This window comes from Caulobacter sp. BE264 (assembly GCF_031457805.1).
Taxonomy (GTDB): Bacteria; Pseudomonadota; Alphaproteobacteria; order Caulobacterales; family Caulobacteraceae; genus Caulobacter.
On record NZ_JAVDXI010000006.1, the window covers coordinates 262,436 to 280,467 of the forward strand.

At 68.5% G+C, this 18,032-nt stretch carries 17 protein-coding genes; 11 read left to right on the top strand and 6 right to left on the bottom strand.

Annotated elements, in window-relative coordinates:
• The first annotated feature begins 74 nt into the window (after window positions 1-74).
• Genes plsY through J2X45_RS16050 form a run of 3 tightly spaced genes read left to right on the top strand, consistent with a single transcriptional unit; the run spans window position 75 to window position 3,083 of the window.
• On the top strand, window positions 75-731 hold the full coding sequence (plsY, locus tag J2X45_RS16040; protein WP_310216632.1) for a glycerol-3-phosphate 1-O-acyltransferase PlsY: 657 nt from the start codon (window positions 75-77) through the stop codon (window positions 729-731).
• Window positions 728-1,825, top strand: a complete 1,098-nt coding sequence (dprA, locus tag J2X45_RS16045) for a DNA-processing protein DprA (protein WP_310216635.1) — start codon at window positions 728-730, stop codon at window positions 1,823-1,825. The genes plsY and dprA overlap by 4 nt, the downstream gene beginning before the upstream one ends.
• Before the next feature lie 55 nt (window positions 1,826-1,880).
• A complete protein-coding gene (locus tag J2X45_RS16050) occupies window positions 1,881-3,083 on the top strand; it encodes a methyltransferase (protein ID WP_310216637.1) in 1,203 nt (400 codons plus the stop codon).
• Window positions 3,084-3,187: 104 nt separating this feature from the next.
• On the opposite strand, the gene J2X45_RS16055 is transcribed toward J2X45_RS16050, so the two are convergent.
• A complete protein-coding gene (locus tag J2X45_RS16055; protein ID WP_310216752.1) occupies window positions 3,188-3,961 on the bottom strand; it encodes a hypothetical protein in 774 nt (257 codons plus the stop codon).
• Window positions 3,962-4,052: 91 nt separating this feature from the next.
• Between J2X45_RS16055 and J2X45_RS16060 the strand changes: the two genes are divergently transcribed.
• Window positions 4,053-4,700 (top strand): hypothetical protein, encoded by a 648-nt coding sequence (locus J2X45_RS16060; protein WP_310216640.1) that lies wholly within the window; start codon window positions 4,053-4,055, stop codon window positions 4,698-4,700.
• Here the strand turns inward: J2X45_RS16060 and J2X45_RS16065 are convergent.
• The gene (locus J2X45_RS16065) at window positions 4,697-4,867 is read right to left on the bottom strand and encodes a hypothetical protein (RefSeq protein WP_310216754.1); all 171 of its coding nucleotides are present in this window, start codon (window positions 4,865-4,867) and stop codon (window positions 4,697-4,699) included. The two genes, J2X45_RS16060 and J2X45_RS16065, sit on opposite strands and share 4 nt — an antisense overlap.
• 178 nt (window positions 4,868-5,045) lie before the next feature.
• Here J2X45_RS16065 and topA point away from each other — a divergent pair, with 178 nt between their 5' ends.
• From topA to rnr, 3 genes are all read left to right on the top strand, one after another.
• On the top strand, window positions 5,046-7,739 hold the full coding sequence (gene topA / locus J2X45_RS16070) for a type I DNA topoisomerase (RefSeq protein WP_310216643.1): 2,694 nt from the start codon (window positions 5,046-5,048) through the stop codon (window positions 7,737-7,739).
• A 38-nt stretch (window positions 7,740-7,777) separates the two neighbouring features.
• Window positions 7,778-8,143, top strand: a complete 366-nt coding sequence (locus J2X45_RS16075) for a hypothetical protein (protein ID WP_310216645.1) — start codon at window positions 7,778-7,780, stop codon at window positions 8,141-8,143.
• A gap of 118 nt (window positions 8,144-8,261) precedes the next feature.
• Complete coding sequence (rnr, locus tag J2X45_RS16080; protein WP_310216648.1) at window positions 8,262-10,544, top strand: ribonuclease R; 2,283 nt, start codon at window positions 8,262-8,264, stop codon at window positions 10,542-10,544.
• A gap of 134 nt (window positions 10,545-10,678) precedes the next feature.
• Here rnr and J2X45_RS16085 read toward each other — a convergent pair whose 3' ends face one another.
• A complete protein-coding gene (locus tag J2X45_RS16085) occupies window positions 10,679-11,674 on the bottom strand; it encodes an SGNH/GDSL hydrolase family protein (RefSeq protein WP_310216651.1) in 996 nt (331 codons plus the stop codon).
• 53 nt (window positions 11,675-11,727) lie between these two features.
• Between J2X45_RS16085 and J2X45_RS16090 the strand changes: the two genes are divergently transcribed.
• Window positions 11,728-12,867: an aminotransferase class I/II-fold pyridoxal phosphate-dependent enzyme gene (locus tag J2X45_RS16090; RefSeq protein WP_310216653.1), complete on the top strand. Its 1,140-nt coding sequence runs from the start codon at window positions 11,728-11,730 to the stop codon at window positions 12,865-12,867.
• A 131-nt stretch (window positions 12,868-12,998) separates the two neighbouring features.
• Here J2X45_RS16090 and J2X45_RS16095 read toward each other — a convergent pair whose 3' ends face one another.
• The gene (locus J2X45_RS16095) at window positions 12,999-14,297 is read right to left on the bottom strand and encodes a M20 family metallopeptidase (protein ID WP_310216655.1); all 1,299 of its coding nucleotides are present in this window, start codon (window positions 14,295-14,297) and stop codon (window positions 12,999-13,001) included.
• Between the two features lie 121 nt (window positions 14,298-14,418).
• On the opposite strand from J2X45_RS16095, the gene J2X45_RS16100 reads away from it, so the two are divergent.
• From J2X45_RS16100 to rpmG, 3 genes are all read left to right on the top strand, one after another.
• On the top strand, window positions 14,419-15,147 hold the full coding sequence (locus J2X45_RS16100) for an NUDIX hydrolase (RefSeq protein WP_310216658.1): 729 nt from the start codon (window positions 14,419-14,421) through the stop codon (window positions 15,145-15,147).
• Between the two features lie 28 nt (window positions 15,148-15,175).
• Window positions 15,176-15,628, top strand: coding sequence for a DUF6265 family protein (locus J2X45_RS16105; RefSeq protein ID WP_310216660.1), 453 nt, complete (start codon window positions 15,176-15,178; stop codon window positions 15,626-15,628).
• 81 nt (window positions 15,629-15,709) lie between these two features.
• Complete coding sequence (rpmG, locus tag J2X45_RS16110) at window positions 15,710-15,877, top strand: 50S ribosomal protein L33 (protein WP_010920317.1); 168 nt, start codon at window positions 15,710-15,712, stop codon at window positions 15,875-15,877.
• Between the two features lie 71 nt (window positions 15,878-15,948).
• Here the strand turns inward: rpmG and J2X45_RS16115 are convergent, their stop codons facing one another.
• Window positions 15,949-16,221: a hypothetical protein gene (locus J2X45_RS16115; RefSeq protein WP_310216663.1), complete on the bottom strand. Its 273-nt coding sequence runs from the start codon at window positions 16,219-16,221 to the stop codon at window positions 15,949-15,951.
• A 56-nt stretch (window positions 16,222-16,277) separates the two neighbouring features.
• A complete protein-coding gene (locus tag J2X45_RS16120) occupies window positions 16,278-17,960 on the bottom strand; it encodes an alkaline phosphatase family protein (protein WP_310216757.1) in 1,683 nt (560 codons plus the stop codon).
• Between the last annotated feature and the right edge of the window lie 72 nt (window positions 17,961-18,032).

Consider the following 18,032-nt stretch of genomic DNA (forward strand, 5'->3'; position numbering starts at 1 on the left):
TGCACTAAACCTATCTCACAACTTTCGCTTGCGCAGCGGTTGAATTCGCGCGCAACTCGCCTTAGGGTCGAACCGTGCAAGATCTCGCCGCCATCGCCTACCTCACCATCGGGATCGCCATCGTCGGCGGCTACCTGCTGGGCTCCATCCCGTTCGGGCTGATCGCCACGCGGCTGGGCGGCGCGGGCGACATCCGCCAGATCGGCTCGGGCAATATCGGCGCGACCAATGTGCTGCGCTCGGGCCGCAAGGACCTGGCGGCCATCACCCTGCTGGGCGACGCGGGCAAGGGCGTGGTGGCCGTGCTGCTGGCCCGGTACCTGACCAACGGCAATCCGGCGGTGATCGCCCTGGCCGGCGGCTCGGCTTTCCTGGGTCACCTGTTCCCCGTCTGGCTGAAGTTCAAGGGCGGCAAGGGCGTGGCGACTTTCTATGGCGTGCTGCTGAGCGCGGCCTGGCCGGTGGGCGTCGCCGCCGGCGCCACCTGGCTGGCCATGGCCGCCCTGTTCCGCATCAGCTCTCTGGCGGCGCTGACCGCCGCCGTGTTGGCCGCCCCCTTCGCCCTGGCCTTCGACCAGCCCTATCCGATGCTGGGCCTGTGCCTGTTCATGGCCGTGCTGATCTTCATCCGTCACCGCGAGAACATCGCGCGCCTGCTCAAGGGCCAGGAGCCCAAGATCGGCAAGAAGAAGCCGGCGGAGGATGCTCCCCCCGCGCCCGACGCGCCGTGATCTCGGGCCGGCTCTCGGACATCCAGCGCTTCGCCTGGCTGCGCCTGGCGCGCACCGAGACCGTCGGCCCCGTCGCCTTCGACCACCTGATCACCCGTTACGGCACGCCCGAGCGGGCGCTGTCGGCCCTGCCCGATCTCTCGCGCAAGGGCGGCCGCGCCGTGCCGCTGTCCCTGCCGCCGCGCGAGGCGATCGAGCAGGAGCTTGAGGCCGGCGAGAAACTGGGCGCGCGCCTGATCTGCGGCTGCGAGCCCGACTTCCCGCCCCGGCTGGCGGCCCTGGATCCGCCGCCGCCCGTGCTGTGGGCGCTGGGGCGAGCCGAACTGCTCTCCCAGCCCAGTCTGGCCATCGTCGGGGCCCGCATCGCCTCGGCCGCTGGCCAGCGCTTTGCGCGCCAGTTGGCCACGGATCTGGGAACCGCCGGCCATGTCGTTGTGTCAGGCATGGCGCGCGGCATCGACGGCGCCGCCCACGAAGGCTCGCTGGCCACCGGCGCGGTGGCGGTGCTGGGCGGCGGGGTCGGCGACATCTATCCGCCCGAGCACGACAGGCTGCACGCCCGTCTGGCCGCCGAGGGCTGCGTGGTCTCGGAAAGCGCGCCCGACCGCCGGGCCCAGGCCAAGGACTTCCCGCGCCGCAACCGGATCATCTCGGGCCTGTCGCTGGGCGTCATCGTCGTCGAGGCCGAGCTGAAGTCGGGCTCGCTGATCACCGCGCGCCTGGCCGCCGAACAGGGCCGCGACGTCTTCGCCGTGCCGGGCTCGCCGCTGGACCCACGCTCAAAGGGTACGAACGACCTGATCCGCCAGGGCGCGATCCTGTGCGAAGGCGCCGAGGACGTTCTGCGCTCGCTGTCGGGCCAGACGCATCTGCGTGAACATGATCACCGCTATGAACCGGCGCCCGAGATGGACATCGACCACGACGCCCTGCGCGAACGCATCGCCGCCCTGCTCTCCCCCACCCCCGTATCGCGCGACGACCTCGTCCGCGCGGCCGCCGCCCCGGCCTCGGCGGTGATGGCGGCGCTGGTGGAGCTGAGCCTGGCCGGCCGCGCCGAGCTTCTGGACGGCGGACTGGTCGCGGGAACCTGAGCTTCCGCTTCGGGCCCGGGCTGATAGGCTGGCGGCAGACGCACCGGAGAGAGTCGTGGACGCCGAAACCCTGCAACGGACCTTCGACGAGGCGGTTCAAGCCCATGGCGAGGGACGGCTGGAGGAGGCCGAGGCCGGCTTCCGCGCCGTGCTGGCGGTCCTGCCGCATGAGGGCGAGGCCCTGTTTGGCCTGGGCCTGACCCTGATGGGGCTGCGACGCTTCACCGAAGCGGTGGTGCCCCTGCACGCCGCCGCCGCTCAGCCAGGCGCTGAGCCCATCCGCTTTCTCTGTCTGGCCCAGGCGCTCTACCTGACCGGCGCATTCGCGCAGGCAGCCGAGACGTTCGCGGCGATGGAAAACCAGGAGGGCTTCCACGACGGCGCGCGCCTGACCTGGGCCCGTTCGGCCGCCTACGCCGCGCTGGACGACAGCGATGCCGATACCGCCTTGGCGCTCTATGGGCGGATCGCCGGGCCGGTGGCCGAGGATCTCGACACCGTGGCGCGCGAAGGCTTTTCCGCTCTCGTGGCCTTCCAGCGCCTGAACGCCGCGCGCAAGCTGGGTCGATGGCTGGAAGCCCGCTCGCAGGGGGATGCGATCCAGGCCCATGAGCTGCGGGTGCTGACCGATCCCGAGATCGACCGCGCGCCGCCCGCCTATGTCGAAGCGCTGTTCGACGCCTTCGCCGAGCGCTTCGACCACCAGCTGGTGGAGAACCTGGAGTACCAGGCCCCGGCGATCCTGGCCGAGATGGTCGGCGTCACCGGGCGCCGGTTCGAACACCTGCTGGATCTCGGCTGCGGCACGGGCCTGGCGGGTCCGCCCTTCCGGGCCGCCGTCGCGCGCCTGACCGGCGTGGACCTCTCCAACGCCATGCTGGCCAAGGCGGCCGAGCGCGGCGGCTATGACGCGCTGGTCCACGCCGAGGCCGTCGCCTTCCTGCGCGAGACGTCGGATCGCTTCGATCTGATCGTCGCCGCCGACGTGTTCAGCTATCTCGGCGACCTGGGCGACATCCTGGCCGCCTCGGCCGAGGCGCTCAGCGACGAGGGCCTGCTGGCCTTCAGCGTCGAACAGGGCGAGACGGGGTGGCGACTGCTGCCCTCGGCGCGCTACGCGCACGGCGACGATTATGTCCGCGCGGCCGCCGCCGGCGTCGGGCTGGAGGTGATCCAGCATCGCCAGACGCCGCTGCGCCGTCAGGCCGACGCCGCGATCCCGGGCGGGCTCTACGTACTGCGGAAGACTAGAGCGTGAGGCCGAAAGTGGGAACCGGTTTCGGCCTCACGCTCTAAGTATATGATTTAGAGCCTTTTTAACGCCTGAAATCGATTCCGATTTCAGGCTAAAGGCTCTAGGGCCTAACGCCGCGCGCCCTTGGCGAACAGCAGGTCCGACCACCGCCAGTGGCCGCCGCCCAGGGCGAAGCGGGCCGCGCCGGGGCCGTCGTTCAGCGAGATCAGCACGAGGCCCCGCATCGGCTCGGCCCGGCAGGCGGCGGGGGCGAAGGCGACCTCCAGCATGATCATCTCGCGCAGGCCTGAGAGGCCGTCGCCTTCCTCGCCGTCGGTGCGAAGCCAGTCGCCGTTCCAGACCAGCGGCGCGCGGCCGGCGCCGACGGTGGCGGCGTGGGCCCGCATCAGCGAAGCCCGGGCGCGCGGGTTCTTGCGTAGACCCTCCTGCAGCAGCCGAACCATGTCGCAGCCCGCCGCGCCCCCGCCGCCGCCAGCCCCCGAGCCGGCGGTCGCCGCGCCCGTCAGCTCGGCCTCGCCCAGGCCCATCACGCGTGCGGGCGCCGGCTTCGGACTGGCCGGCAGCGGGATCACGTCCTTGGGGACCGGCGCCTGGGTCACCCGCAGCGGCGAGCGCGGCGCGGCGCGGGCGGTGTCCTTGGGTTTCTCCGGCGACGGCGGCTTCTTGGGCGCCTGGACCGGTGACTTCGGCGCATCATGCGGCGCGGGCGGTGGAGGCGGCGGGGGTGGCGGCGGCTCGACGAGCGAGACCATGACGGACGGCGCCTCGGGCGGCGCAGGCGTGACAGGCGCGCCCAGCAGCACGGCCACGGCCACAGCGTGCGCGACCACGCTCACCGCCAACGCCGCGCCCTTCCCGCCCCGTCGTCTCCAGCCCGCCATCTGTTCGCCAAGCCACAAGCCGAAGCGCCGGCCCGAGACGCTGTGGACCACGACTAGACGTCAGGAAGTAGGCGAATGGTAGCGCTTGCCAATGCTCGAAGCGCAACCGAAGATCGAAGCCAACCAAGGATACACCGGAGTGAATCTGCTGAAACTGATCTGGATTTTGCTGCTGTCCGCACCCGTTGCGGCATTGATCGCGCAAATCCTGGTCAAGGTTTTGCCATCAAGCCTCCAGATGAACATCGCCAAGGCCTTGCTCTGGGCATCGATCGTCTGGCTGGTCGCAATGGGGCTGGCAGGCTGCACCGGCGTCAGGTTCGTGCCAATCCTCGCCAATATCTGGGCACTGGCGATCGCCTATTTCGCCTACTGCTTTCTAGCGTTTGCAACAGGGTGGCTCCCCTGGCACCGCACAGCCCGACTGACGACGTTGGCCGTCGCCACCCTGCCCATCGCCTACGGGTACTTCATGGGTACGGTTGGCCTTTTGGCATTAACCTTCGAGGCTGATCGCTATATCGACCCACCACTGCAGACCGTAGGTCTGGACGCCAACACGGTCTGCATCATGACCAATGCGGAAGGTTGGCTGGACACAGTGCATCTGCTTCGCGTGCACAAGGAATGGCAGCTAGCGCCCATTCTCCATCGGCAGACGCAGGTGATCCCGGTGACTACGGAGCAACCAAGCGCCGGCCCCACAGATTGCGAAGCCCTGCGCGGTCGACCGCTCTAAACGCTCAGATCCACCAGCAGCCCCGTCCCGGCCGCCGGCGCGGCGCGCACGGCTTCTTTCAGCCGATCGACGATCTCCGCGCGTTCGGCGTTGGAGGTCACGGGCTTGATCGGGCGGATCGGCGAGACATAGGCCTCGGTGGCGATCCGATTGACGGTCAGGTCCATCGGGGTCAGCACAGGTGGAACTTGCCACGTCAGTGTCGCGCAAGGGGCTTAACAAGCGCCTACCGGACACCAAAGCCTGACTGTTTTCCGGGTCCTTCGTTGACAGACCCCTAGTGAAGCCCCCACTTTCGCGCCGCTCGCCTGCAGGGCGATCTCTTTTTCCTGAACAAGAGTCAGAATGAACGTCGTCGTCGTCGAGAGCCCGGCCAAGGCCAAGACCATCAACAAGTACCTCGGGTCCGACTACACGGTTCTCGCTTCCTACGGCCACATCCGCGACCTGCCGTCGAAGGACGGCTCGGTCGAGCCGGACAACGACTTCGCCATGAGCTGGGAGGTCGACGCCAAGGCCTCCAAGCGCGTCAGCGACATCGTCGACGCCATGAAGAAGGCCGACCGCCTGATCCTGGCCACCGACCCGGATCGCGAAGGCGAGGCGATCAGCTGGCACGTGCTGGAAGTGCTCAACAAGAAGAAGGCGCTGAAGGACAAGACCGTCCAGCGCGTTACCTTCAACGCCATCACCAAGACCGCCGTGACCGAGGCCATGAAGGCCCCGCGCGATCTCGACATGGAGCTGGTCGAGGCCTATCTCGCCCGCCGCGCCCTCGACTATCTGGTCGGCTTTACGCTCTCGCCCGTGCTGTGGCGCAAGCTGCCGGGCAGCCGCTCGGCCGGCCGCGTGCAGTCGGTGGCCCTGCGCCTGGTCGTCGATCGCGAGCTGGAGATCGAGCGCTTCAAGACCCAGGAATACTGGACCGTCGACGCCGACGTCACGGCCGGATCGGACCCGTTCCTGGCCCGTCTGGTCAAACACGAGGGCAAGAAGCTCACCAAGTTCGACCTGGGCAATGAGACCTCGGCCCTGGCCGCCAAGGCCGCCGTCGAGGCCGCCGTGTTCAAGGTCGAGGCCGTCGAGAAGAAGCCCGGCAAGCGCTCGCCCGCCCCGCCCTTCACCACCTCGACCCTGCAACAGGAAGCCGCCCGCAAGCTGGGCTTCTCGGCCCAGCGCACGATGCAGGCCGCCCAGAAGCTGTACGAGGGCGTCGACATCGGCGGCGAGACGGTGGGTCTGATCACCTATATGCGGACCGACGGCGTCTCGATGGCGCCCGAAGCCATCTTCGAGGCCCGCGACGTCATCGGCGCGGTCTATGGCAAGGAGTACGTCCCGGACTCGCCGCGGATGTACAAGTCCAAGGCCAAGAACGCCCAGGAGGCCCACGAAGCCATCCGCCCGACCAGCATGGGCCGCAATCCGGGCTCGCTGCGCCTGGAGCCGGAGCTGGGGCGCCTCTACGAGCTGATCTGGAAGCGCACCATCGCCTCGCAGATGGAAAGCGCCCGCATCGAGCGCACGACCGTCGACCTGACCAGCGCCGATGGCCAGACCGGCCTGCGCGCCACCGGCCAGGTGGTGCAGTTCCCCGGCTATCTGGCGGTGTACGAAGAAGGCCGCGATGACGAGGGCGACGAGGACAGCGCCCGCCTGCCCGCCATCACCGAGGGCGCCAGCGCCAAGGTGCTGAAGTCGCGCGCCGACCAGCACTTCACCGAACCGCCGCCGCGCTATTCGGAAGCCAGCCTCGTCAAGAAGATGGAAGAGCTGGGCATCGGCCGTCCGTCGACCTACGCCTCGGTGCTGGGCGTGCTGCGCGACCGCGAATATGTCCGCATGGAGAAGCAGCGCTTCATCCCCGAGGACAAGGGCCGCCTGGTCACCGCGTTCCTGGAGCAGTTCTTCAAGCGCTATGTCGAGTACGACTTCACGGCCGCGCTGGAGGAGAAGCTCGACCTCGTCTCAGACGGCAAGCTGGACTGGAAGGAGTTCCTTCGCGAGTTCTGGAAGGACTTCCACGCCGCCGTCGGCGAGATCGCCGAGCTGCGCACCACCAATGTCCTGGACGCCCTGAACGAAGCGCTGGGCCCGCACATCTTCCCCGACAAGGGCGATGGCTCCAACCCGCGCCTGTGCCCCACGTGCGGCTCGGGGCAACTGTCGCTGAAGACCGGCAAGTTCGGGGCCTTCATCGGCTGCTCGAACTATCCGGAGTGCCGCTACACCCGCCAGTTGGGCGTGTCCGAAGGCGACGGCGACGCCGAGAGCGCCGACAAGCAGCTGGGCCTCAACCCGGCCACGGGCCTGGCGGTCTGGCTGAAGAACGGCCGTTTTGGCCCCTATGTCGAGGAGCTGGCCGCCGAAGGCAGCGGCGACAAGCCCAAGCGCTCGTCCCTGCCCAAGGGCTGGATCGCCTCGGCCATGGATCTCGAGAAGGCCCTGCGCCTGCTCTCGCTGCCGCGCGAGGTGGGCAAGCACCCGGACGACGGCAAGGTCATCACGGCGGGCCTGGGGCGCTTTGGACCGTTCGTGCTGCACGACGGCACCTACGCCAATCTGGAGAACGCCGACGAGGTGTTCGACGTGGGCCTCAACCGCGCGGTGGCCATCCTGGCCGACAAGCGCGCCGGCGGCGGACGTCCGCAACGCGCGGCCGCCGCGGCCCTGGCGGAACTGGGCAACCACCCCGAGGACGGCAAGCCGATCCGCGTGCTGTCGGGCCGCTTTGGCCCCTACATCAAGCACGGCGACACCAACGCCAATGTGCCCAAGGGCAAGGATCCGGCCGCCATCACCCTGGAAGAGGCGCTGGCCCTGATCGCCGAACGCGCGGCCAAGGGCGGGGCTAAGAAGCCCGCCAAGAAGGCGGCGGCTTCGAAGTCCAAGGCCAAGGCCGAAGGCGACGCTCCGGCCAAGAAGACGGCGGCGAAAAAGCCCGCCGCCAAGAAGCCGGCGGCCAAAAAGGCCGCGCCGAAGGCCAAGGCCGCCGCGACGTCCGACGACGGCGCCGCGCCCTGGGACGACGAGGGCTGACGCTGTTCAGGGCTGAGGGACGGGAGTAGAGTTCGCCCATGACGACCTTGGAACGTCCCCTGCCTTTGCAGGTCGTGGTCGTGGTCCTGGTGCTGTGCTGCATCGGCGGCTTCGCCATGGGCCTGACCAACGCGATGAAGCTGGATCGCGGCGGCGCCGTGACCAGCCAGCAGCCGCTGGCCGAGACCTCGGGCGTTCCGATCAAGGACGCCGCTCCCGCGCTCGCCTACGAGCCGCCGCCGGTCGAAAAGCCCAAGCCCAAGGCTGTCGAGGTCGAAACCGTCGAGCAGGAAGCCCCGCCACCCGCGCCGGTGGTAGAAGCGCCGCCGACCGCGCCTGCGCCGGTGGCCGAGACCAAGCCGGTCGAGCCCCAAGCGCCGAAGTCGATCGAGGATCTGTACTAGGCGCTCTCTTATTCCGATCCCCCCGGCGGCACGTCAGTGTCGCCGGGGAGATCGGCTCATGGGCCGCCTCCCCCACCACCGCGTTTCCCTAAGTCCGCCGAACGCGTTAAGGCAGGACATGGCCAAACTTCGCCCGACCAAGACCTTCAAGCCCAAGCCGCCCGCCGGCCTGCCCGATCGCGAGACGCTGCTGGCGTTCCTGCGGGACGCCGGCGAGACCGGAAAGGCCGACATCGCTCGGCACTTTGGCCTCAAGGGCGCCGACCGCCGGGCCCTGCGCGAGATGATCCGCGAGCTGGAAGCGCAAGGCGCGCTGGCCAAGCGCGGCCGCAAAGGCTTTGCGGAGGCCGGCTCCCTGCCCCCCGTCGGCGTGGCCGACGTGGTCGAGCGTGACGGCGACGGCGAGCTCTATGTGAAGCTGACCAAGTCCGACGACGACGTGCCCAATGTCCGCCTCGCGCCCGGCAAGGGCGAGGCCGCCGCCGGCGCGCCGGGCCTGGGGGACCGCCTGCTGGTCCGCTTCGAGCGTCTGGAGACCGGCGAGTACGAGGCCAAGCTGATCAAGAAGCTGGGCCAGAGCGCCCACAAGATCCTGGGCGTGATCCGCAAGCACCGCCGCGAGGTCCGGGTCGAGCCGGTGGATCGCAAGTCCAAGGAAAGCCTGGTCCTCGATCCCAGCGTGGCCCACGAGTACAAGGACGGCGACCTCGTCGTCGCCCAGGTCGGCACGCACGGCGGCCGCTACGGTCCCAAGCCCGGCAAGGTGCTGGAGGTGGTCGGGACCGAGAACGATCCCCGCGCCGCCTCGCTGATCGCCATCCACAGCCACGGCATCCCGACCGGCTTCTCCGAAGAGGCCGAACGCGAGGCCAAGGCCGCCGTCGAGCCGACCCTGTCGGGGCGCGATGACCTGCGCGACCTGCCGTTCGTGACCATCGACCCGGTGGACGCCCGCGACCACGACGACGCCGTCTACGCCCATCCCGACGACGACGAGACCAACAAGGGCGGCTTTGTCGTCTGGGTCGCCATCGCCGATGTGGCCGCCTATGTGCGCCCGGCCTCGGCCCTGGACCGCGACGCCCGCGAGAAGGGCAACAGCGTCTATTTCCCCGACCGCGTCGAGCCGATGCTGCCCGAGACCCTGTCGAACGGCCTGTGCTCGCTGCGTGAAGCTGAGAACCGCGCCACGCTGGCCGTGCGGATGGTGTTCGACAAGTCGGGCCGCAAGAAGGGCCACAGGTTCGTGCGCGGTCTGATGCGCTCGGCCGCCAAGCTCTCCTACGAGCAGGCCCAGTCGGCGATCGACGGGCAACCCGACGACAAGGCCGGCCCGCTGCTGGAGCCGATCCTGAAGCCCCTGTGGGAAGCCTACCGGACAATGAAGATCGGGCGCGACGCCCGCTCGCCACTCGCTATCGAAAGTGACGAACGCCGGATCATCATCCGTGACGGCGAAATCACCTCGATCACCAAGCGCGCCAGCCTCGAAGCCCACAAGCTGATCGAGGAGATGATGGTGCAGGCCAATGTCTGCGCCGCCGAGAGCCTGGAAGCCAAGCGCTCTCCCCTGATCTACCGGGTGCACGACACGCCGAGCCTGGAGAAGGTGCAGAACCTCGCCGACTTCCTGCAGACCCTGGACATCCGCTGGAGCAAGGGCGAGGCCCCGCAGACCGCGCGGTTCAACAAGCTTCTAGACGAGACCCGCGAGAGCCCGAACGCGGCGATCATCAACGAGGTGGTCCTGCGCACCCAGATGCAGGCCCACTACAGCGCCGACAACATCGGTCACTTCGGCCTGAACCTGGCCAAGTACGCGCACTTCACCAGCCCGATCCGCCGCTACGCCGACCTGATCGTGCACCGGGGCCTGATCCGAGCGCTCGGCCTGGGAACCGACGGTCTCACCGACCAGGACATCGCCCAGATCAAGGACACCGCCGAGGTCATCACCCACGCCGAGCGCCGGGCCATGGCCGCCGAACGCGACGCCACCGACCGCTATATCGCCGCCTTCCTGGCCGACCGCGTGGGCGCGACCTTCGAGGGCCGGATCACCGGCGTCACCCGCTTTGGCCTGTTCATCAAGCTGGCCGACACCGGCGCGGACGGCCTCGTGCCGGTCTCGAGCCTCGGCCAGGAATTCTTCGTCCACGACGACAAGATGCACGCCCTGGTCGGCGAGCGGACCGGCAAGCGTTGGCCGCTGGGCATGGGCGTCGAGGTCAAGCTGGTCGAGGCGACGCCCGTCACCGGCGGCCTGCTGTTCGAGATGCTCAGCGACCCGCTGCCGCCCGACCCGAAAATGCCCCGGCCGAGGCTAGGCGCTCGGCGCCAGGCGGCGGTGAAGCCGCGCGGCGGATTGCCGAAGGGCGTCCGGCGGGGGAAGCGGCGGTAGAGGCCAGAGACACTAGATGCTCCCCCGCAATGCGGGGGAGCTGTCGCAAAGCGACTGAGGGGGCCATCACGGCCGCCATTCAGCTCGCCCCCTCCGGCCCTCTGGGCCACCTCCCCCGCGATGCGGGGGAGGAACTACTTCGCCGCGATCGCCGCCTCGAGCCGGTCGGCCATCATCCGCTGATCCGCCACCGACGGATGCCAGTGGCAAGCGCCGCGGTCCATGTCGGTGATCCGCACGGCCTTGGCGCCGGTACGGTCGGCGACCTGGGCGACGTCTTCGGCGAAGGTGTCTCCGGCGATCAGGAAGACGCGCGCCTTCGGGCGACTGGCCTTCAGCGCCTGGATGAAGGCCACGTAGCGGTCGCGATAATCCTGGCGTAAGGTCGCCTCGTTGGCCCAGGGCTCGCCGGGGTTCAGCGGCGTCGAGAAGTCATTGGTGCCGAGGCCAATCACCAGCACGTCCGGGCTCCACGTGTCGTCCGCGCCGACTCGCGGCTGCTCCTGTCCGGGGATCAGACGCGGGAACAGCGCCGGTAGCGGCTGTCCAGCGGCGACGCCATTGTAGTTTCGCACTACGCCGCGCCCCGAGAAGGCGACGATACGGTAATCCGCGTCCAGCCGGCGGGCCAGGATCGGTCCGAAGGCCAGGCTGGTGTCGGTCAGTTCGTGAACCTGGCTTTCGGTGCAGTCGCGGCTGGTCGAGCGCACGCCATAGCCCACCGTGTGGGAGTCCCCGATGAACTCGATCCTGCGCGGTCGCGACGGCGCCGGCAGCGCCTCACTCCCCTCGCCGACAAAGAAGCCCTGGAACCGCGACGATCCCGACTGGCTCTCGGTCAGCTTGTCCAGTCGCACGACGTGTTCGCCCGGCCCCAGGCGATCCAGCTTCAGGCGGGTCTGGCCCGACTTGGTCAGCTCGGCCTTGCGCACGCCGTCGACGCTGACGGCAAGGTGCTCGCCGCCCGTGTCGACGACGACTTCGACCGAAGAGCCTGTGAAACGCCCCTCAAAATAGACCCCGGGCCAGCCGAAGTCATAAGCGCCGTCGGGCGCGGACGCGACGCGGCCGCCGATGTTCAGCGGCAGGGCGGTCTGGGCGAGGGCGGCGGCAAGGATGAGCGCGAGCATAGCCTCTTCTCATCCGGGATGCGCGGGACGTCAAACCTAGCTATGCAGTCGCCATGCGCGCCGAGATCGAACCCTTCCACGCCATCGCCATCAGCCGTCTGGCTCACCAGTTGAAGATGGAGGGGCGCTCGATCATCCATATGGAGTTCGGCCAGCCCTCGACGGGCGCGCCGAGCAAGGCGCTAGCCAAGGCGCATGACATCCTCGAGGCCGAGGCCATGGGCTATTGGGAAAGCCCGCTGCTGCGCGAGAAGATCGCCCAGCGCTATCAGACGCTTTATGGGGTCACTGTCGAGCCGGAGCGGATCATCCTGACCTGCGGCGCCTCGCCCGCGCTGGTCCTAGCGCTATCGAGCACGTTCAAGCCGGGTGACCGCATCGCCCTGGCCCGGCCCGGCTATGTCGCCTATCGCAACACGCTGAAGGCCCTTCACCTTCACCCGGTCGAGATCGCCTGCGGGCCGGAAGACCGTTTCCAGCTTACGGCCCAGCACCTGGCCGCGCTCGATCCGGCTCCCGCCGGCGTCATCGTCGCCAGCCCGGCCAACCCGACCGGCACCATCATCGAGCCCGCCGAACTGGAAGCCATCGCCAAGATCTGCCGCGAGCGCGGCATCCGCATCATCAGCGACGAGATCTATCACGGGCTCAGCTACACCGGCCGCACGCCCTCGATGCTGGAGTTCGCGCCGGATGCGCTGATCGTCAACAGCTTCAGCAAGTACTTCAGCATGGCCGGCTGGCGGCTGGGCTGGCTGCTGACGCCGCCGGGCGAGGACCTGGAGCGGGCGCGGGCCTATGTCGGCAACCTGTTCCTTACCGCGCCCTCCCTGGCCCAGCATGCGGGCCTGGCGGCCATGGACTGCATCGACGAGCTGGAAGGCCACATCGCCGTCTATCGCGCCAATCGCCAGTTGATGCTGGACGCCCTGCCGGCCCTGGGCCTCAAGGAAATCGCCCCGCCCGACGGCGCCTTCTACATCTGGGCCAATATCGCCCACCTGACCGACGACTCGCTGGCCTTCTGCGAAGACCTGCTGCGCGACACGGGCGTGGCCACCGCGCCCGGCGTCGACTTCGACCCGGTCGAGGGCAAGCGCTTCATCCGCTTCAGCTTCGCGGTCTCGACGCCGGAGGTCGAAGAGGCCCTGCGGCGGATCACGCCGTGGTTTGAGGCGCGAAGCGCTCGATAGATGCTCCCCCGCGATGCGGGGGAGCTGTCGCGGAGCGACTGAGGGGGCAAGCGGGATATCGGCCGCGTTAGCCCCCTCCGGCCCTCTGGGCCACCTCCCCCGCATCGCGGGGGAGGAACTTGGGCAGCTCCCTACTTCTTCGCCAGATAGTCCAGCGCCATGAAGGCGTGGGCCTTCACGCCGGTCTCGAACACGGCCTCGTCGACGTCGAAATAGGGCGAGTGGTTGACCGGAACGGTGTCGGCCGGGACGCCGGGCTTGCGACCGCCCAGCTGGATGAACACGCCCGGGACCTTCTCGGCGTACATCGAGAAGTCCTCGGCGCCGGTGACCAGGGCGGCGTTGTCGTCGACCTTGCCGGGCGAGGCCTTTTCCAGGGTTCCTTTCACCCACTTGCTCAGGGCCGGGTCATTGTAGGTGACCGGATAGGGCTGGGTGAACACCACCTCGGCCTTGGCGCCGTAGCGATCGCCGATGGCGGCGACGGACTTCTGCATCCGGGCGATCAGGTCCTCGCGGCGGGCCTTGGAGAAGGCCCGCATGGTCCCCTCCATCTTCAGGTCCTCGGGGATGATGTTCTGGCGGAAGCCCATGTTGATCGTAGCGATGGTCAGCACCGATGGCGAGGCGCCGACGTCGACCTGGCGGGCGGCGATCTGGTTGGTCGCCTGGATGATGTCGGCGGCGACGCTGGCCATGTCGATCCCGGCCCAGGGACGGGCGCCATGGGTCTGGCGGCCCTTGACGGTGATCGTGATGCGGTCCGACGAGGCGTAGAAGCCTTCGGGGCGATAGTTCAGCTCGTGCGGATCGCCGGGACCGATATGGACGCCGAACACCGCGTCGACCTTGGGATTGTCCAGCGCGCCGTCGCGGATCATCAGCTTGGCGCCGCCCTCCTCGCCGGCCGGGGGACCTTCCTCGGCGGGCTGGAACAGGAAGACCACCGTGCCCTGGATGTCCTGCTTCATGCCGGCCAGCACCGTGGCCGCGCCCAGCAGCATGGCCACGTGTGTGTCGTGACCGCAGGCGTGCATCACCGGCACCGTTCGCCCTTCCCAGGTGGCCTTGACCTTGGAGGCGAACGGCAGGCCGGTCTTTTCCTCGACCGGCAGGGCGTCCATGTCGGCGCGCAGGGCCACGACCTTGCCGGGCTTGCCGCCCTTGAGGACGCCCACGACGCCGGTCTTGCCGACGTTCTCGCGCACCTCGATGCCCAGCGCCCGCAGTTCCTTGGCGATCAGGGCGGCGGTGCGGACCTCCTGGTTGCCCAGTTCGGGGTTCTCGTGGATATCGCGCCGCCAGGCGATGACCTTGGGCTGGACCGCCCTGGCGGCCGCCTCGACCTTGGCGGCGGACGGCGCAGCCACCGCCGGCGCGCTCATCGCCAGACCCGCCAGCAGCGCCAGCGTCGAAATCCGTCCGATCATCATCACCCCTCCAGGAAACCGGCGCGAGATTGGGACGCGTCGCCGCGGGGGGTCAAGCCGCAAGCGGCCTTGACGCTACGTCGCCCTATGCAGCCGCGCGGATGGGGCTAACCTTGAGCGCATGAGCCTGCCGCCGATTGACGCTAAATTCGACACCATCAACGACGGCGCGACGCGCGAGACTGGCGTCGCGCTCAAGCCTCGGCATGCGGCCACCTTGATCATCGTCCGCACCGACGGCCCGCAGCCGCGCCTGTTGATGGGCCGCCGGAACCGCGGCCACGCCTTCATGCCCGACAAGTGGGTGTTCCCCGGCGGACGGGTGGATCGGACCGACTACGACGCCCCTAGCGCCACCGAGCTCGACGGCGAGGTGGCCATGCGCCTGGAGCTGGAACCCCGCCACCCCAAACCCGCGCGCCTGGCCCGCGCCCTGGCGCTGGCGGCCGTGCGCGAGACCTTCGAGGAGACCGGGCTCCTGCTGGCCAAGCCCGCGCCGGAGCGACCCGGCGCTGGCCCCTGGCGGCCGTTCCTGGCCCAAGGCGCCCTGCCCGACCTAGCCCCGCTGAGCTTCGTGGCCCGCGCCATCACCCCGCCCTATCGCCCCCGCCGCTTCGACGCCCGGTTCTTCATGGCCTCGGCCGAGTCGCTGCTATCGCTGGACCGTCGCCCTGACTGCGGCGAGTTGGACGAGATCGCCTGGGTCGATTTCCAGGAGGCGATGGCGCTGGACCTGCCCAACATCACGCGCTTCGTCGTGCATGAGATCGGTCAACGCTTGGCCGAGACTGGACGTCCCGCGCCGTTCATGCGCTTCCTGAACGGCAAGCGTCACCTGACCCACCTCTAGCCGCCGGGTCGCTGATCGGGAGGTTCGCATGATCGCCGTCCTCATGGCTCTAAGCGTCGTGGCCGCGCCCAGCGAGATCGACAAGCTGGCCTTCATGGGCGGCTGCTGGACGCTGCTACGCCCCAACGGCACGAAGATCGAGGAACAGTGGCTGGCCCCGGCCGGCGGGGCGATGATCGGCATGAGCCGCAGCGTGCGCGACGGCAAGCTGCGCGAATTCGAGTTCATGCGCATCGTGCCCGGCGAGGACGGCGCGCTGCGTTACGTGGTGATTCCGTCGGGCCAGGCCGAGACGGCGTTCACCCTGAAGGATCTGGCGGCCAATACGGCGACCTTCGAAAATCCCAAGAATGATTTTCCCCAGCGGATTCTCTATCGTCTGGCGGACAAGGACACGCTGGTGGCCCGGATTGAGGGCTCTCTGAACGGCCAGGAGCGGTCAGCGGATTTTCCTTACAAGCGGTGTCCAGCCGGCAATTGACTTTGAGCCGCCGATGAGTATGTTCCGCGCCTCTCATTTCCAACGCGCGGGAACCTGCGCGACCACCGCAGGGATTCGACCATGGCCAAACCGGCTTCCATCAAGATCCGCCTGAACTCGACGGCGGACACCGGCTTCTTCTACGTCACCAAGAAGAACGCCCGCACCAAGACCGAGAAGATGGTGCTGAAGAAGTACGACCCGGTCATCCGCAAGCACGTCGAATTCCGCGAAGGCAAGATCAAGTAAGATCGCTTTCAGCGCTACGACATCGAAACGCCCGGCTAGCGATAGCCGGGCGTTTTGCTTTTGTGGCCGCACTACTGGCCCTGGCCGAACCAGAACCAGCGGAAGAACGCAAAGCCGCCCCGGATCACGGTGACCGCCAGCACCACGGGGCCGATGCAGAGCGCGACGAATGCGGCCAGCACAGCGGCTGTCGAAAGGCCGCCGGATGGATCGCCCTCAAGGCGCGCGCCCAGCCAGAACAACGACACGCAGGCCACCAAGGCCAAGGCCAGCCAAGCGGCCGGAAAAGACCGTCGTCTCGCGCGAAGTCTCGCCCTCACCGACCCCTCCCGCATAAGATGCATGCAGGAGGTTGCGCCCCGTGCGTGTGCGAGAGCTTAAAAAGTCGCCCTAACCGCCGTTAGCAACGTTGGCCGTAGACTAACGGGCGGCATTTGCCATCAATGTCGGCCGGCGGCTTGACGCCGGTGACGGCGGCGAGCGTCGGGGCGATGTCGACCGTGTCGAGCGGCAGGACGCGCTCGTGCGGGCTCGCGCCTTTCCACCAGAACAGGATCGGCACGCGGCGGTCATAGTCCCAGGGGCTGCCATGGGTCGACACATAGGTCGGCCCGGCGGTCGCAGGCACCCTATCGGGCCGGAAGGCCACCAGGATGTCGCCGACCCGCCCAGGATAGGCGCTGCGGCGCAGGCGCTCGGCCAGCGACAGTTCCTCGGGCGAGGCGTCGGCGGCCGCGGGGTCGAGGGTGAAGATGGCGTTGGAGTCAAAGGCGCCCGCGACGGCTGGGTCGCTGTTGATCAGCGGCAAGGCGGCGGCGGTGATGCGCGCGCGCTCGACATCGGACACCGCCTTGCGGTCGGGTCCGACGACATAGATCTGATCCACCCCGCCATCGGCGTTCAGCGGATCCCACGACAGACCCAGCTGCGCACGAACCGTAGCGTTGAGCTTGGCGATCCAGGGCCTACCGATCAGGCGCTCGTAGTCATAGCCCTCGTCATGCAGACGCTCGGCCATGTCGGCGCCGCCGTGGTCGGCGCTAAGCGCGACCAGAACGCCGCCCTTCACCTTCTCCAGGCTCTTGAGGAAGACGCCCAGCCGATCGTCGAGGCGCGCGATCTGGTCGCACATTTCCGGACCGCGGGTCCCGTAGCGGTGACCGATGAAATCGGTCGCCGACAGGCTGATGGTCAGGAGGTCGATCTGCGGGCCGTCACCCAGGCCGTAGGCCTCGCGCAGGGCGGTCGCCAGTTCCAGGGTGACCTGATCGGTATAGGGGCTGGCGTAGAGATCGCGACGCTTGTCCGCCTCGCTGGTCGCCGCCGGTATGGGCAGCGCCGCGCGCCACTTGCGACCGCCGGTCTCGTAGTCGGCTTCCAGCGCCTTGCAGCGTTTGGCCGAGCCGCCGCCGGTAACCTTGTCCAGCGGGCTGCGAGCGTAGTCCCAGACGAAGGGCTGCTTCTTAAGGTCCGCCGCCAGCTTGGCGTTGAACGCCGCGACCGGCTTGAGGCGCGCCTCGGCGGTCTGCCCCGGGGGCACGTAGGTCGTGAAGCCAAAGCCGGGCTGGTACCAGAACTGGCCGTCCGCGGCGTGGCCCGACATGGTCAGCGCGCCGCGATCCTTGCCCGAAACGCCGAACACGCGGCTTTGCGGCGAGACCGCCTTCAGCCAATCGCCATAGGTGGTCGCGACCATGTTTGCCGGCGAAACCGCCCTGCCCTGGGGATCGTCGGCCAGAGTGACGCTCGGGTCGGCCAGGCAATAGACGGTCTTGCCCGTCGTCTTGTCGTACCAGTCGTTGGCGCTGATGCCCGTCTTGTTGGGATGCTTGCCCGTCAGTAGGGTCGAGTGACCGGGGCAGGTCTCGGTGAAGGCGTGCGACTGGTAGCCGTTCGGGTAGACGATGCCCGCGCTCAGCTGCTTCAGCCCCCCGGTGAACTCAGGCCTGTGCTGGGCGTAGAGATTGGCGCTGAATTGGTCGATCGAAATCACGACCACCAGCTTGGGCGCAGGCTTGGTCGACTGGGCCTGAGCCGGTCGGGTCTGAGCCGCGAAGCCGACGGAGACGGCGGCGGCGATCACGCCGCAGGTAAGCATCTTCTTCATTCGAGCGATTTCGCCCGAAGCCGCCGTCCGTGCAAGGACGGAAGCGTT